This is a genomic window from Paenibacillus sp. FSL M7-0802 (assembly GCF_038004945.1).
In the GTDB taxonomy this organism is placed as follows: domain Bacteria; phylum Bacillota; class Bacilli; order Paenibacillales; family Paenibacillaceae; genus Paenibacillus; species Paenibacillus polymyxa_B.
This window is the reverse complement of sequence record NZ_JBBOSD010000001.1, coordinates 2,386,991-2,403,096: the sequence shown is the minus strand read 5'-3', so window position 1 is coordinate 2,403,096 and position 16,106 is coordinate 2,386,991. Positions and strand designations below refer to the sequence as shown.

12 protein-coding genes are annotated in these 16,106 nt (G+C 47.4%); 7 read left to right on the top strand and 5 right to left on the bottom strand.

The genetic code is table 11. From position 1 onward, the window contains the following. Positions 1 to 63: 63 nt before the first annotated feature. The 5 genes from MHB54_RS11265 (at position 64) to MHB54_RS11245 (ending at position 7,708) form a co-directional block, all read left to right on the top strand. A complete protein-coding gene (locus MHB54_RS11265; RefSeq protein WP_264454277.1) occupies positions 64 to 1,650 on the top strand; it encodes a S8 family serine peptidase in 1,587 nt (528 codons plus the stop codon). A 306-nt stretch (positions 1,651 to 1,956) separates the two neighbouring features. Beyond that, the gene (gene arfA, locus MHB54_RS11260) at positions 1,957 to 3,471 is read left to right on the top strand and encodes an arabinosylfuranosidase ArfA (RefSeq protein WP_023986630.1); all 1,515 of its coding nucleotides are present in this window, start codon (positions 1,957 to 1,959) and stop codon (positions 3,469 to 3,471) included. Positions 3,472 to 3,891: 420 nt separating this feature from the next. Continuing rightward, positions 3,892 to 5,787, top strand: a complete 1,896-nt coding sequence (locus tag MHB54_RS11255; RefSeq protein ID WP_023986632.1) for an HSP90 family protein — start codon at positions 3,892 to 3,894, stop codon at positions 5,785 to 5,787. Positions 5,788 to 5,811: 24 nt separating this feature from the next. Then, positions 5,812 to 6,873 (top strand): hypothetical protein, encoded by a 1,062-nt coding sequence (locus MHB54_RS11250; RefSeq protein ID WP_023986633.1) that lies wholly within the window; start codon positions 5,812 to 5,814, stop codon positions 6,871 to 6,873. A gap of 88 nt (positions 6,874 to 6,961) precedes the next feature. Next, positions 6,962 to 7,708, top strand: coding sequence for a glycerophosphodiester phosphodiesterase (locus MHB54_RS11245; RefSeq protein ID WP_023986634.1), 747 nt, complete (start codon positions 6,962 to 6,964; stop codon positions 7,706 to 7,708). Positions 7,709 to 7,875: 167 nt separating this feature from the next. On the opposite strand, the gene MHB54_RS11240 is transcribed toward MHB54_RS11245, so the two are convergent. From MHB54_RS11240 to MHB54_RS11220, 5 genes are all read right to left on the bottom strand, one after another. Beyond that, positions 7,876 to 8,703: a class I SAM-dependent methyltransferase gene (locus tag MHB54_RS11240; protein WP_023986635.1), complete on the bottom strand. Its 828-nt coding sequence runs from the start codon at positions 8,701 to 8,703 to the stop codon at positions 7,876 to 7,878. 144 nt (positions 8,704 to 8,847) lie between these two features. Continuing rightward, complete coding sequence (galU, locus tag MHB54_RS11235; RefSeq protein ID WP_023986636.1) at positions 8,848 to 9,729, bottom strand: UTP--glucose-1-phosphate uridylyltransferase GalU; 882 nt, start codon at positions 9,727 to 9,729, stop codon at positions 8,848 to 8,850. Then, on the bottom strand, positions 9,726 to 10,148 hold the full coding sequence (locus tag MHB54_RS11230) for a GtrA family protein (protein ID WP_023986637.1): 423 nt from the start codon (positions 10,146 to 10,148) through the stop codon (positions 9,726 to 9,728). Before MHB54_RS11230 ends, galU begins: the two co-directional genes overlap by 4 nt. Further along, complete coding sequence (locus MHB54_RS11225) at positions 10,145 to 11,242, bottom strand: glycosyltransferase family 2 protein (protein ID WP_023986638.1); 1,098 nt, start codon at positions 11,240 to 11,242, stop codon at positions 10,145 to 10,147. The genes MHB54_RS11230 and MHB54_RS11225 overlap by 4 nt, the downstream gene beginning before the upstream one ends. A 17-nt stretch (positions 11,243 to 11,259) precedes the next feature. After that, the gene (locus MHB54_RS11220; RefSeq protein WP_264454276.1) at positions 11,260 to 13,611 is read right to left on the bottom strand and encodes a glycosyltransferase family 39 protein; all 2,352 of its coding nucleotides are present in this window, start codon (positions 13,609 to 13,611) and stop codon (positions 11,260 to 11,262) included. 287 nt (positions 13,612 to 13,898) lie between these two features. Here MHB54_RS11220 and MHB54_RS11215 point away from each other — a divergent pair, with 287 nt between their 5' ends. Beyond that, a complete protein-coding gene (locus tag MHB54_RS11215; protein ID WP_013308395.1) occupies positions 13,899 to 14,585 on the top strand; it encodes a response regulator transcription factor in 687 nt (228 codons plus the stop codon). Beyond that, positions 14,582 to 16,072, top strand: coding sequence for a sensor histidine kinase (locus MHB54_RS11210; RefSeq protein WP_264454275.1), 1,491 nt, complete (start codon positions 14,582 to 14,584; stop codon positions 16,070 to 16,072). The genes MHB54_RS11215 and MHB54_RS11210 overlap by 4 nt, the downstream gene beginning before the upstream one ends. The last annotated feature ends 34 nt before the right edge of the window (positions 16,073 to 16,106 follow it).

Here is a 16,106-nt window from a genome sequence, read left to right as displayed (position 1 = left end):
CTAATGGAACGGAACAGAGCCGTGAGATTCATTTCACAATCCGAAGAGACAGGGGGAGAAAAAATGAATGGCAAGATCCATGTAGCCATTATTGACGACGGGGTTAATGCTGGCTTTTTAAACACCCAATTATTATATAACGTCGAAATAGCTCATGGAGACGTAGAAGATGGACGCACCTTAAATCACGGTACGCTATGTGCAGCTATTGTACAAACGTATTTTCCAGATGCGATCATCAGTAGTGTAAAAATAATGAACCATAGAAAAGGAAATGCAGCTCAGCTTTGTGCTGCGCTGGATTGGTGTGTAAAGCATGGTGTACAGGTAGCCAATATCAGCCTGGGAAGTATAAATTATCGAGATCGAGGCATGCTGCGGGAAGCTGTAAATAATGCAGCTATGGCGGGATTAATTATGGTATGTGCAGCACAAAATGGAGGACTTCTTACTTATCCGGCTTCCTTTGCCAATGTGATTGGTGTGCGCTGCGATCATAGCGGTATACTCACAGCAGGACAATATACATATGATGCTGAGAAAGCATTCTCAAGTGGTATCGATTTTACCGCTTTTGCCAAGCATGAGCTGATAGGTGCAGCTGGAGAGGCTGTACAATGTCCCAACAGCAATAGCTATGCCACTCCATTCGTTACAGCACAGGTATGTAAAGTTTTGCAGAAGTCCAAGCGTGTTCCTTCCATAGAAAAGCTAAAACATATTTTACATAAGTATAGTTATCATCCGCTACAGGATACCATATTACCCGTAATGCGTTACGGACATCCGGATTGGATACGGCGCGCCTATGTGTTTATAGAGGATTGTGCAATTAGTTCGAAAGCACCCTATTATTTTCAGACCCAATGTGAAGCTCAACTCCCTGGCGACAAAATTGCTGCGATCTTCGAACAAGCCATCCTGCGGGAGCGAGAACAACAGGACACAGCGCTCGAAGGTGGACAACGGGTATACGACCTTACAGATACGATTGTCTTGCTAGGGGAAATGGAGCTAGTGAGTTTGCAGGAAGTGGAGCAATTGGCTTCACGTTATGGAAAAAATGTCGTCTATATTTCTAAAAATCAACGACATATCCCCGCACTGAATTTTTCATCTTGCTATTTGCGCTGGTGGCAGCAAGAGGGGGGGCTCTTTATGACGCGGGAGAAGGCAATCGCAATAGAGGATTCTCGCATTCCGCTTATTTGTATTTATTATGACAAGGGCATTGACATTATTTATTTTTTGCATGAGTTGAGAGGGGAATTTGCCCGGGATGGATATCAAAGCTGGATCGCGGTGGACCAGTCCGCGGCAGTGTTGCATGATATGGAGTATACGCTCCCTTCGGATGCAAGCAATGGATTACAGGAACTGTTATATAATGCGGGTACAATGGCATATAACGCTTATACGGATATTGCTATTTTGTGTGTAGAGGCTACGAATATTACGCATTGCACCAAAGAACGAGTTTTATTAGACGTTGATATTGAGCTTTCTATCCTGGTGAAAGCGGAAACTGAACGTATTTATATATCTATACGGACAGAGCAGGGATATTTGAAAGAAGGGGTCCTCTCGAATTTAAACGTGGGTGATATAGGTGGTATTTATACATATTTAGAACAACTGTTGGTAGACTGATATTCACTATTTAAAACAGACTGCAAGATATGGCAGTAGGCACTACTTTGAACGCATCAGTAATCCGTTATTACTATTTAGCAAAGTGGTTATTCACTCAATAAGTTTGTTTATAAAACGAAATATTTTGAAGTACGTAACCAATTGCTTATCGTTTATCATTAATGTTAATAAATATATTAAGTATTTAATAATAATGTTGACTATAATAAATATGGTGTGTTATATTAAAACCGTAAATAAAACGGCTTCTTAGTCTTGGTGGTACAACGGATTTTATTTTCGCATTCAGAGAGGATGGTTTAGGTGGCAGCAGCTGTAAAAGCAAAGATGATTGTAGACAAATCTTTTCGTATTGCTGAAGTCGATAAACGCATTTATGGCTCTTTTGTAGAGCATCTCGGGCGTGCCGTATATGGCGGCATTTACGAGCCTACTCATTCAACTAGTGATGAAAGCGGTTTCCGAAATGATGTTAAAGAGTTGGTAAAACAGCTTGATGTTCCTATTATACGCTATCCGGGAGGCAACTTTGTATCCGGTTACAATTGGGAGGACGGTGTCGGCCCTGTCGCGTCCAGACCTAGACAGTTGGAGCTGGCTTGGAGAACGGTCGAGCCGAATGAAGTGGGTACGAATGAATTTTTCAAGTGGGCCAAGGATGTAGGTTCCGAAGTCATGATGGCGGTTAATCTGGGTACGCGCGGAATTGATGCTGCGCGTAATCTGGTGGAATATTGCAACCACACAGGTGGCTCCTATTGGAGTGATCTACGTCGTAGTCACGGTGTAGAGCAACCACATAAGATTAAAACCTGGTGTCTTGGTAACGAGATGGATGGCCCATGGCAAATTGGCCACAAGACAGCAGAAGAATATGGTCGTCTGGCTGTAGAATCTGCAAAAGCCATGAAGCTGATCGATCCTGACATTGAGCTTGTATCCTGTGGCAGCTCCAGTTCTACGATGCCAACGTTCCCGGAATGGGAAGCAACCACGCTGGATCATACCTATGAGGTAGCCGACTATATTTCCTTGCACCAATACTACGGAAATCATGACAATGATACGGCTAATTATCTGGCACGCTCTATGGATATGGATCATTTTATTCATACGGTCATTTCGACTTGTGACTATATCAAAGCAAAGAAACGCAGCAAGAAAAAAATGATGCTCAGCTTTGACGAATGGAACGTGTGGTATCACTCCAATGATGCGGACAAAAAAATTGATCCGTGGTCTGTGGCACCACCGCAGCTTGAGGATATCTATAACTTTGAGGATGCATTGTTGGTAGGCAGCATGTTGATTACGTTCCTGCGCCACGCGGATCGTGTGAAAATGGCTTGCCTCGCCCAACTGGTCAATGTTATTGCGCCAATCATGACCGAGAATAACGGAAAGGCGTGGAAACAAACGATTTTCTATCCGTATTTGCATGCCTCCCGTTATGGTCGTGGGATATCGTTGATGCCTGTGGTGGATTCGGAAAAATACGATTCCAAGGACTTCACAGACATTCCTTATCTGGATAGCGCTGTGGTTTATGATGAAGAGGGAGACGCACTGACTGTCTTTGCAGTGAACCGTCACTTGTCTGAATCGCTGGAGCTGACAGTAGATGTACGCAGTTTCGAAGGCTACCGCATTGTCGAGCATACTGTATTGGAGCACGATGATCTCAAAGCGACCAACAGTCCAGCCGGTGAAAAGGTTACGCCTCACAACGGCGGCAATGCCAAGCTTGAAGACGGAATTGTAAAAGCTCATTTGGGCAAAGCATCGTGGAACGTTATCCGTCTCGCTAAGTCTCATTAATTCCTTTCTGTAAAAGGTACAGCTTCGACTGTATCTAAATAAGCTCGCATTCTCTCTTGTAAGAGTATTACAAGAGCGGCAATGCGAGCTTTTTGCGTAAAATGAGCCATTTGTCCCTCCATAGATATAGGTTTCTAAGAGAAGGGTGGATTTTAAATAAATATTATGTTTATTACTAAATTTAACTAGACAAAGATGACCTTTATTCACTAAGTGCTCGTACTCCGTACATTTTTATGAAGTTAATTAGACCCAGTTCCAGACTTCCTAGGTGAAAAAAGACCCTGTTATATCGTTGTCAACGTATTGATATCTGAAATGCAGGGTGTGTAATCCGACTTAAATCCACGTTATACTTTAAAAGATAGTCTATTTAAATCCAAATGGTGGTTGTAGCATTTCGAGAAAGGAATGATCTGTATGAGTCAGACAGACCAATATCGTTTTCAAGTGAACTTGGGCGGTATGATTGATATTTTGGCCAATCATTTATATAGCAGTCCACGAGTGTTTATACGTGAGGTTCTGCAAAATGCAACAGATGCGATCACGGCTCGCAAGGAACTGCGGAAGGCTGCTGCTGAAAGTAAAGTATTGAAAGAAGACAAGGCCCTTGGAGATACAGCTTCTGAGAGTAACGATTATGAAGGTAAAGTCATCGTGGAGTTATCTGGTTCTGGGGAGCATCAGGTATTGATGATTCAGGATAACGGCATTGGATTGTCAGAAGAAGACATTCACCGTTTTTTGTCGATTATCGGTCAGTCTTCCAAGAAGGGAGCCGATTTGCTGGCTTCTGAGACTTCATTTATCGGACGCTTTGGGATTGGGTTACTATCCTGCTTTATGGTGAGCGATGAAATTGTAGTGCTGACCCGCTCGGTGAAGGAAGGCATCTCCATGGAATGGAGAGGGAAGCCGGATGGGACGTATACGATTCGTCGATTGGAGACCGAGCTGCCTGTAGGGACGCAAATTTATTTGCGCTGCAAGCCGGGAAGTGAGTTTTATTATGAGCCAGCGCATGTAGAGGAGTCTTTAATCTATTATGGTGCGTTGCTGCCGTATCCGGTCATGCTGTCTGTAGACGGGGAGACCAAGCGCGTCAATCTTCCATCGACGAGCTGGATGCAGGACCCAGAGCAATTACGGAGTCGCCGTAGTGAGGTGCTGGATTTAGGCTATCGCCTGATGGGGGAGCGCTTCAGTGATTTTATACCGTTGCGGACAGCATCGGGCAGAACAGGCGGGATTGCATTCATTTTGCCTCGTAGTGTTAATCTGAACAGCAAGCGGCTGCATCGGGTGTATCTGAAGCATATGCTGGTGTCGGACAAGGCGGAAAATGTTTTGCCGGAATGGGCATTCTTCATTAAAAGCCTAATTTGGACAGATGAATTGCAACCAACGGCATCACGTGAGTATTTTTATGAAAATGAGCAGCTTGACGATGTTCGTTCTGAACTGGGTACCTGTATTCGGGAAGAACTGCTACGCATGGCGCAGTATGAGCCAGACCGCTTGCAGCACTGGATTCGTTTGCATGAGCTGTCCATGAAGGCGCTCGCCGTGGAGGATGATGAATTTTTGCGGATAATGTACCGTTGGTTTTCCTTCGAAAGTACATTTGGGCGGCGTGAGCTGAGTGAACTGATCCGAGAGGCGGACGGACGTCCACTGCATTACACATCGACAGTAGATGAGTATCGTCAGATTACGCATGTGGCGGCGGCGCAATCCATGTTGGTGATCAATGGCGGCTATATTTATGATTCAGACATTTTGGAAAAGCTGCATTGGATTGACTCTAACCTACAAACAGAGCGTCTTAGCCCTGAGGAAGTATCTCTTTCATTTACCGGGCTAACACAGAAAGAGCGCGAGAATTATTACGGTGTGCTACGTGTCATGGATGCTGCTTTGCAGCCGATGCGTTGCCGCGCTGAGTTGAAGCGTTTTGAGCCTGCGAGTTTGCCAGTGTTGTATACCATTTCTCAGGATGCACTGACCTTGCGCTCCATGGAAAACACGGTTGAGGAGACAACCTCACTTTTTTCCAATGTGCTTGATAGTCTGAAAGCAGGAGTCCAGCAGAATTCGGGTTATTCCACCTTATACTTTAATCTGAACAACCCAGTGGTGGCGCGGATTCTTGAAGCTACCGATACGCAGATGGTCACGGCTGCTACAGAAATGATGTATGTGAATGCGCTTATGATGGGGCACTACCCGATGAACCGCAGTGAGTTGGGACTGATGAATCGGAGTGTACTACATTTTATCAATTGGGGATTAGGGAACGGACAAAATTCGTAATTGCGTAATTATAGGGGGAGCCAAATGGAAGATACGATATATGATTTGATGGAGCAGGCGCAGGATCTGCCCGGAGGGGCGGCAAAGCTGGCGATTCTGGAAGAAGCAGTTCGCTTGGCAGATACTTCCGGATTGAAGGAACTCGCTTATGAAATCCGGGGAGAGATTGTAGACTGCGCTATTTTTAACGGATATCCATTGAAGTCGCTGATTGCTTTTTCGTGGCAGTTGGGCCAATTTGATCAAAATCCAGAGGAATACGACGCAGATGAGCTGTTGTGGAATTACAAATGGATACTCGGGAAGGTGTGCAGCTTTTCCAATATATCGAAGACTCAAATAGAAGATCTGGCGGAGGATATGCGCAGACGTTATGCCGAATACGGGTATAATGAGCGTCCATATTACTATTATAAGTTCCGCATCGCGATGGACATGGGTGAACTGGATGAAGCACGGCGGTATCTGGATACCTTCCGCTTGATTGAGTCGGACAGTATGAGTGATTGTGAGGCCTGTGAGCAGAGCCAGATGGTACGGTTCTATTACTTGACTGGAGAAAACGAGCAGGCGCTTGCCGTGGCAAAACCGATTTTGTCGGGACGGATGAAATGTGCAGAAGTACCACATGTGACGCTCTCGCAGGTGCTGTTGCCGCTTTATCGTCAAGGCGAGGTTGATCAGGCAAAGGACAATCATCGCAAAGGCTATCGCCTAATTCGGGATGACCGCGACTTCCTGAAAACGATAGCGGAGCATATCGAATATCTGGCGGTTGCTGATCCGATTCAAGGAATCGAAGTGGTAGAGCGTCATCTACATATGGCGCTAGACTATGAGAGCGGGCTGGAGCAGATGTATTTTTACGCGACGATGGTGAGTCTGCTACAAAAGTTGGATACTTCGGGAGAAAAACGATTGATCCGGTTGCCGGCTTCCTTGGAATGGGGTAAAGAGGATCGCACATTGACAGAAATCATTGCGTATTTTAGGCCACTGGCAGAGTCAGCGGCGGCTGATTTTGATCGACGGAACGGGAATACGTTTTATTCCGATTGGATCGGGAAAATTGTTCAAACGGCATAGAAGAAGTGGTAGCTGTGACGAATATTTTATACAGCCCAAACAATGAGCAGGTATAATGTTCCTGTGAAATGACAGGAGGGGTTATGTTGTGACTGTAACCGAAAAGGTGATTAATTTCGCACACCGCGGAGCTTCAGGTGTATGTCCTGAGAATACGATGGCGGCATTCCGCCACGCCCTGGAACTGGGAGCAACAGGTATAGAAACGGATGTGCAGCGTACCCAAGATGGGCATCTGGTGCTGATTCACGATGAGTCGCTGGAGCGTACGACAGGTTGCTCACTGGATGTAAGGGATATTACGCTGGAAGAATTAAATAAACTGGATGCGGGCAGTTGGTTTGATGAGAAATTCCGAGGTGAGCGGGTTCCGATGCTGGATGAGCTACTGGAACTAGCCCAGTCCTCGAATACAATTATTAATTTAGAGTTGAAAAACAGCATTTATCTCTATCCGGGTATGGAGGAAGAGGTCATTGCAGCCGTGAAGCGTTTTGGGTTGGAACAGAGGGTAATCATATCCAGCTTCAATCACGAATCGCTGGCGCTCTGTGCGCAGCTTGCTCCTGAAATCAAGACGGGGGCGCTGTATATCGAAATTATGGTTCGTCCATCCGAGTATGCAACCCAATTCGGGGTAACAGCACTCCATGCCTACAAACAAGTTGTTACGCCAGAAGCTGTATCAGAGGCTTTGGCATTAGGCGTCGTATACCACCCATGGACGGTGAATGAGCCAGAAGAAATGAAGCGTCTGCTGGAGGCCGGGGTGAACGGCATCATCACGGACTATCCTGACCGGTTGGCGCACTTATTGGCTGTTCGCTCTTCCTAAGTCGAAGACACATTGGAACTGTGACTAAGGGTTTGCAAGGATATGACTGTGGCTATTTATTGAAGCAAAAGAGACTCTCCTGTACGCACTCGTTTTTACGAGGCGAGGGAGAGTCTTTTTTGCCCTAAGCCGAAGAGCGTATCATCCACGATGACCTTGATTCCTTTCTACTTGATGCCGAGCCGCATACGATAGCTGAACAGGATGTCTAGTGTTCTGCTCTGAAAATGATTCTCTACCAGCTTCACGAAGCGGGCTATATCGACGTCAAGCGCTCGATTGCCAAGTTTGAAGAGACTTTGAATACCCCCTTGGCTGAGAGCGAGCCCTGTATAACGAGCTGCGTCACACTGCTCACGGTTATGGAAGACAATCTCCCGGGTATATCGGAATTGTCCGCTGCGGTGCAGATTAGCCAAATGCTGATTCTTGCTCCATTTATGAGCTTGTTGCTCTACTGGGGCTTCCTGCTCCAAAAGGGTATCCGCTTTGGTGATAAGCTCTGTATAAGCTTGCTCTATCTGCCATTGCAGCACCGGAGGCCAGTCACAGTCAAAGGCCGCGAACACGCCGCCCTGAGCCAAGACCCTGCCCGCTTCCTGAAGCGTGCTCTCGGGGTCCATCCAGTGAAAGGATTGAGAGCAGGTGATGACGTCTACAGTTCCGTCCTCAAAGGGCAGGTTGTTGGAGAACCCGCTTTTGAAGGAAATGGTTCCTGCCCTTGTCGTTCCTGCCGTCTCCAGCTTGTGCTGCGCTTTTCCTCTCATGTCCGGGTTAGGCTCGATACCGACGATTTGCCGAGCGGCGTTTTCCCATATGAAAGTTGAAAGTCCTGTACCGCAGCCAATATCGGCAACTAGCTCTACGTTTCGCTCCAGATAGCGGCTGATGATTTCCACGACGAGTGACGGTGCTTCCGGGCGGTGCTGATCGTAGTTGTCGGCAAAACCGTTGAAACGATCCACATTACTTTGCAGATTTCCTTCAGGGATCATAGGTTCTTTTCCTCCTTAGTATCGACCGGGCGGCCGTATAGACTCAAATGCTGCTGTACTCCTATAGTGTACAATTTTACATGTTCATCCATCTACTCTCGTGATTTCACAGCACCCGTCGGATTTCGGAGGGAGTAAATCCCCCTATTTTATCATTGAAGCAAGCGCCCACTCGCGCATCATGGAGTCAAGCATTGGACGCAAATCTTCGCGTTGCATACCCATGTGGAGCACGGCTTCCAGATATCCAGCTTTATCTCCAATATCATAACGTGTGCCTTCCAGTTCTAATGCGAGCAGTTGGTTCTGCAACGCTACTTGATGAAGAGCATCCGTCAATTGGTATTCACCGCCCGCTCCAGTGGACAGGTTTTCCAATATAGAGAAAATGGAAGGCTCTAATACATACCGACCAATGACTGCCTGCCGCGAAGGGGCATCTGCCGGAGATGGTTTTTCAACAAGTCCGCCGACTTCGTGAATGAGACCGTTCTGGTGAGTGGAGTCAATAATGCCGTATTTACTCACATCTTGTTCTTCCACTGTGCGCACGCCGACCACTTGCTTGCCAGTCGCTTCGTAAACATCCATCATTTGACGAATCGCCGGGGTGGAGGAATTCATAATATCATCGCCCAGCAACACGGCAAAGGGCTCATCGCCAATGAACTGACGAGCGCAGCTTACCGCGTGTCCCAAGCCGAGGGGTTCTTTTTGACGGATATAGTGAATGACTGCTTTACCCCCGATGCTTTGAACTTCACGTAGGAGATCATATTTACCCTTGCTCTCCAGTACCTGCTCCAACTCCACAGACTTGTCAAAATGATCCTCGATGGCTTTTTTATTACGCCCCGTTACAATAATGATGCTCTCAATTCCGGACTTGATGGCTTCTTCTACGATATATTGAATAGCCGGCTTGTCTACGATGGGAAGCATCTCTTTCGGTAAAGCTTTCGTAGCTGGTAGAAAACGGGTTCCTAATCCGGCGGCTGGAATAACAGCTTTTGTAATTTTTCTCATAGAAACTCACTTTCCTTTCGGGATGGGGAACCGAATACCCAGTATCGGCTCCCGATATAATTGATGATCATTCCGGCTGCGGTCGCGATCAGCTTGCCTAAAGCAAGCGGCAACTCGGTTCCAGTGTGAAGCACTTGCAGTAATAAGGAGGTTATCCCCAATACGATGAGGTTAATGATGATGAATTTAGGTAATTGACCCTTATTAGTGTTGTTTGATAGTTGTTTGTTGAATGTCCATTTGCTGTTCAAAATATAACTGTTGGCTGTGCCGCAGCTGTACGAAATGACCTGCGCTACAATGACCGGCACTCCGCCCCAAGCCAGCAGCATAAAAATGATATAATCTACACCCGTATTCACCAGACCTACGATGCCAAATCGGATCATAGGAAGCAGTTGGGCCATGCGACTTTTCATGGGTTAGGCTCCATGACCGGATTTGGGTCCGGTATATACCGCACTGTTGCCGCGCACTGTGCGTCTGTCGAAATCAGGCTCTCACGGGCTCCTTGCATGTACAGGGAGTCACGGGATTCAGGGACTTTCATAGCATGCGTCGGACCGTTTTCGTATTGTCCACCCAGATGCTCACGGACAATGTAAAGCGGACGTGCTTTGGTTTCGTCATAAATGCGTCCAACATATTCACCCATAATACCGAGAATGATCAGGATCACCCCGTCGAAGATCAGGCTGATGCTAATCATAGACGACCAGCCCTTCATCACATAGGAGTCGGTGAAAAAGTTGAGAAACAGTACGTACATCAGATACAGGAAGCCGGACATGGATAGAAGTGCACCGATATACCCTGCCAGCTTGAGCGGTTTAATCGAAAAGGATGTGATCCCGTCCAGACTGAGCTTGATCATTCGTTTCAACGGATACTTGGTTTCGCCTGCGAGCCGCTCGTCGCGCTCATATTCTACAGCAGTTTGTTTGAAACCGATCCAGCTGACCAGTCCACGAACGAATCGGTTATTTTCCGGCAGCCGTTTCAATTCTTCTATGACCTTGCGATCCATTAGGCGGAAGTCCCCGGTGTCGACCGGGATATTAATATCCGTTGATGCTTTAAGTACACGGTAGAAGAGGCTGGCAGACCATTTCTTGAAGCGAGTCTCGCCATTGCGTTTGAGTCGTTTGGCGTAGACCACTTCATAGCCTTCCTTCCACTTGTTAGCCATCTCAACAATCAGTTCCGGCGGGTCCTGGAGGTCGGCGTCAATGACGACGACCGCCTCCCCCACCGCATAATCCATCCCGGCAGTAATCGCTAGCTGATGACCAAAATTGCGAGAGAAATCAATCAATACAATGGTGTCATCTCTGAGACTGAATTCCTTGATCAATTGGACGCTGCGGTCCGAACTTCCATCATTTACGAAGATCAGCTCGTAGGGCTCACCCATCGAGCCCATAACTTGTTTCAGCCTCCGGTAGGTTTCCGTAATAACGGCTTCCTCGTTGTACATCGGAATAACAATGGAATAACGGATGGGTTCACTCATTCGTAGTTCCTCCTCATTTATAATGTGATTTCGTATAAAGTACCGCTTCCGCCACGTTCGTCTCCGCCAGGGCCACCTTGACCATCCTGGGCGTTCGCATTGCTGTTCGTGGTGTCTCTTCCGCTCTCGGTTGCTTTAACGTCTGTACTTGTTTCGCCTGTTGTTGTTTTCCATTCATCTGTAGGAATCACTTTGCCGTGTTCTTTGATCCATGCAGTGACTTCAGAGTTACCGCCGTCTGGTCCGCCACCTCCACCAGAAATCATGAAGTACTTCACTTGGCCGCTTTCGACCAGCGCCTTGATTTTATCGACGGTATAGACTGGATCGGAAGATACAAAACCGTTCATAATAATTACTTTTTGTCCGGCCTCGACCAGGTAAGGAGCAGCCGTTGAATAATTACTTGCTGCGAAAAGGTAGGTTTCACCTGTGTTATTTTTTTGCAAGTAGCTCAACGTTTTTTGATCTAAACTTTGGCTACCGTTGGGTCCCCCCATTCCTCTGGAACGGGTAGAAGATTTTTGTTCCGTGTCTGTACTTGTTTGTGTGCTTGAAGTATTTCCATCAGGACTGGAATTCTCTGCATTATTGGTCTGGTTATTCGTTTGAGTTCCTTCGGCTTGTTGTCCATTGGCGCTCTGACCTCTATTGCGATCATTGCCGCCCGGCATTCCGCCACCACCACCGCCAAATTGAGTGGGTCCGGCTTGTGGAATCATGCTGTTCCCCCCGTAGATGATCGGTGTCAATGCCCAGTATGCAGGACCGATAAACATAGCGAGTACACTTGCAATGATGGCGAATCTTGTGAACTTCTCAGATTTCATTCGTGCTACTATCAGCAGCACCGTGCCGATGATCCCTAGGATCAATACCGCGATGGACCAGCCGCTGCCAATGGTATCGTTGTAATTTTGCAAAACAAACCAGCTAAATACCGAGGTTGCCAATACTGCTGCGGGTAACAGCCAGGAGAGCCAGTTGGAACGCTCACGATACTGCTTCCACAATTCTACGAATCCTGCTCCAAAGAGCGCTGCAATTGGTGGCGCGAGCATAATCAGGTAATAATGATGAAAGAATCCTGCTACGCTGAAAAACGCAGCTACGGGAATCAACCAGGCCAGCCAGAAGATGACCTCTTTGTGTTTTTGTGTGATATTACGACGTCGAATGCTTGCAAGCAGACCGATGGAAGCAATCAATGCGAATGGAAGCAGCCAGCTGGCTTGACCTGACAGGGAAGATTGGAACAACCGCAAAGGTCCTTTTTCGCCAGTGCCGAACATGCCGCCACCGGAATTTCCTCCCGGTCCACCGCCTGGACCACCCTGGCCACCTTGCTCGTCTCCAGGACCACCTTGTCCGTTGCCGCCAAATCCACCCGGTGGCATTTGACCACCTGCACCGAATCCGCCTGCTGCCATGTTGTTGGCACCAGAGTCATCCGTAGTGGTAGTGCTGTCCGATGTTGTAGTCGTCTGAGCTTGATCTGTGTTCGTATTGCTGCTATTCGTTGTAGCGTTATTGTTCCGATCCGTGCGTTCACCGCCACGATTGCCACCTGTACCCTGATCTCCTGTCAGACGGGACAGGCCGTTATAACCAAAGGCCAAATTCAGCACAGAGTTCGTACCGCTACTTCCCATATAAGGGCGTTCATCTGCCGGAGTGGAGTCCACTACGACTGCCCAGGAGAGCGATACGATCAGGAGGACAACTGCTGATCCTACCAGTGTTACTGCTTTTCGCTTCCAGTTAAACTTGGAGGCCAGCAGATAGAACAGACCCAATGCCGGAACGATCATATAGGCTTGCAACATTTTTTCGTTAAAGGCGATGCCTACGACTGCGAAAGCAGCAAGGATCAGCCCGGTTTTGCTATTTCTAATGCCTCTGAACAATAGCCATGTTGCGAGCAACAGTGTGAAAACCAACATAGCATCGATGTTATTCGTGCGGCTAACCGCTACGGCTATCGGTGTCGTTGCCATAGCGAAGGCGGCCAATCGTGCGGCCATCGTACCAAAGCTCGGTTTGACGAGTAAGTAAACGAGCAAGACTGATCCGACCTGAGCCAGCGCCTGTGGCAAGATAACGCTCCATCCGTGAAGCCCGAATATATAGGCGCTCAGTGTCTGAATCCAGAAAACCACAGGCGGTTTGTCTACCGTTACCGATCCAGCAGAATCAAGTGAGGCGAAAAAGAAGTTGTGAAAGCTCTGTAGCATGCTTGCTACGGCCGTCGTGTAATAGGTGTTTACATATTTGTCTTGCCAGATGTTGTATCCGTTCAAAAATGCGGATATCAGCATAATGATGATCAGGGGGATGTCCGCCCTGGTCTTAAACCATTTCTTAATCATGTTCATTCCACTCCCTGTGAAAATTCTTTGTATTTATTCCGTTGTTCTAGCCGCTATCTTCAGGACTGCGGAATGACCAGTCGCTTCTGATCTTGGCCCGGTGAACTACCGGCTTGCTATTATCATGCCATACGTACCTTAATGGGTTCTGAGCGCTCCCTGAACGTTAGCTGAAAGCTGAGCAGAGGTACTTTTTTTGCGACAGGATTCAGGTATATTAGATACAGGTAAAAATGAACTGACTTTTTTATGAGAAAAATGCGGCAACATGAAAGGGAAGATTAATAATGAATCCAATACACGGAGTTAAAATTATGCTGGCAGATGATGAGCCTCATATTTTGCAATTTTTAGAGCTTGGACTGATTAATGAAGGATATGAAGTCAGAACCGCCGAGAACGGGAGTAAAGCGCTCGATTTGGCAAGAGAGTTTCGTCCGCATGTAGCGGTGCTGGATGTGATGATGCCGGAAATGAACGGTTTTGAGGTGTGCCAAAGTCTCAAGGAGACGGAGGATAACATCGCGGTCATTATGCTGACCGCCAAGGATGATGTAGACGATCGGGTAAAGGGATTAAAACTCGGCGCGGATGATTATGTCGTAAAGCCCTTCAGTTTTAATGAGCTGCTGGCTCGCATTGAAGCACGCTTGCGCAATCAGTTCCCCGATCTGCTGGGGGAGGTTGTTCACGGCCCCTTTCAAGTGGATGATCGACGCAAGGAAATTCGTTATCAGAGTCAGGTGCTGGAGCTGTCGCCTACCGAATATGAACTATTGAAGTTTCTGGTGCTTAATCACGGGATTGTGCTGAGTAAAAGTCGTATTCTGGACCGGGTATGGGGGTACGATTTTGGGGGCGAGGATAATATTGTTGAGGTGTACATTCGCTCCTTACGTGAAAAACTCAAAGACAAGGAGCACCGGGTCATTCGTACGCTGCGCGGTGTGGGCTACCGGGTGGATCTGCTATGAAGGCGGGCGGGAAAAGTCGGAGAAAATATGCACTTCGTTCTCTCCGGTCCCAGCTTTTGGCCAGAACGTTACTCATTTTGGCTTTGCTGCTCGTATTGATTGGTTTTCTACAATATTTTCTGATGAAAGATTTTCTGTATCGCAGTCGGACAGAAGCTATGGATACGCAGTTGAATTCAATTCCTGCCGATTTATTGATTAAGGATTCGCAGGAGCAGAGTGGGGTAACCGCTCCCCAAGAACAAACCAATCGGAGGAATAATCGACCGGGGCCGTTTTTGTTTTGGCCGGATATGTCGCTCGCTTCTATAGATACAGACGGCACTTTCCAGAGCTTGTCCAACGAAAACGGACTTAAGCCGCCACGTCTCACCACTGAGCAATATCATGCAATGCAGCAGAGCAAACGCATGCGCCACGGCTATCAATTAATCACGGATGCTCAGGGGAAAGAGCAACTGGTTGTATTCCGTCCGCTCGGTCCACCTGACCGTTCGTCCGGTTTACTTCAAATGGGCGTATCCACGACTTCTATGCAAGAGCAATTGATTAACCAGCTCCGCACCTTTATTTTATTGTCTCTGATTGCGCTTGCGATTGGGTTGGCGCTTATGCTTCCTGTGCTGCGCCGCACGTTGGTGCCCCTTTCCAGGATGGTCGAGGCAGTCAAACGTATTGATGCGGGCAATCTGGCCGAACGCTTTGACGCAGAGCAAGGGCAGTATGAGGTGGATCGTTTGGCGGTTTCATTTAACGGGATGCTGGAACGGCTGGAGCATTCTTTTGCTGCCGAACGAGAATTGCAGATGCAGATGAGACGATTTATTGCGGATGCTTCCCATGAACTGCGCACCCCGCTCACGTCTATTCACGGCTTCTTGGAAGTGCTGCTTCGTGGGGCAGCATCTAATCCGAAGCAGCTTCAGTCGGCACTAGAAAGTATGTATGGTGAATCCAAGCGGATGAATAAACTTGTCTCTGATTTACTATTGTTGGCTAAGCTGGATCGAACACCGGAGTTGAAGCTGGAAGACATATCACTAGATGCGTTGCTGCTGGAAATGAAACCGCAGCTCCTTATGCTGGCAGGTACACGTAAAGTGGTTTTTGATATGACGGCAGGTATACGGATATTGGCAGAGGGGGATAAAATCAAGCAGGTAGTGCTCAACTTGTTTCACAATGCTGTTCAGCATACCGATTTGGAAAGAGGTGTGATCCAGGTAAACCTGTCTGCAGGTAAGAAGTTGGTGGATATCCAAATTCGTGATAACGGACCAGGCATGAGTAAAGAACAGCTGGAGCGGATATTTGAGCGTTTTTATCGTGGAGATGAATCGCGTACACGTAGCTCAGGCGGGGCGGGCCTTGGTCTGGCCATTACACAGTCTATCGTAGAAGCACACGGCGGGAACATTACAGCCGAAAGCACACCGGGAACGGGAAGTGTATTCAAAGTAACGTTACCTTTAGCGGGAACAGTATAGTATTTAAGATTATGGCGTAACATAAAAATAGCCC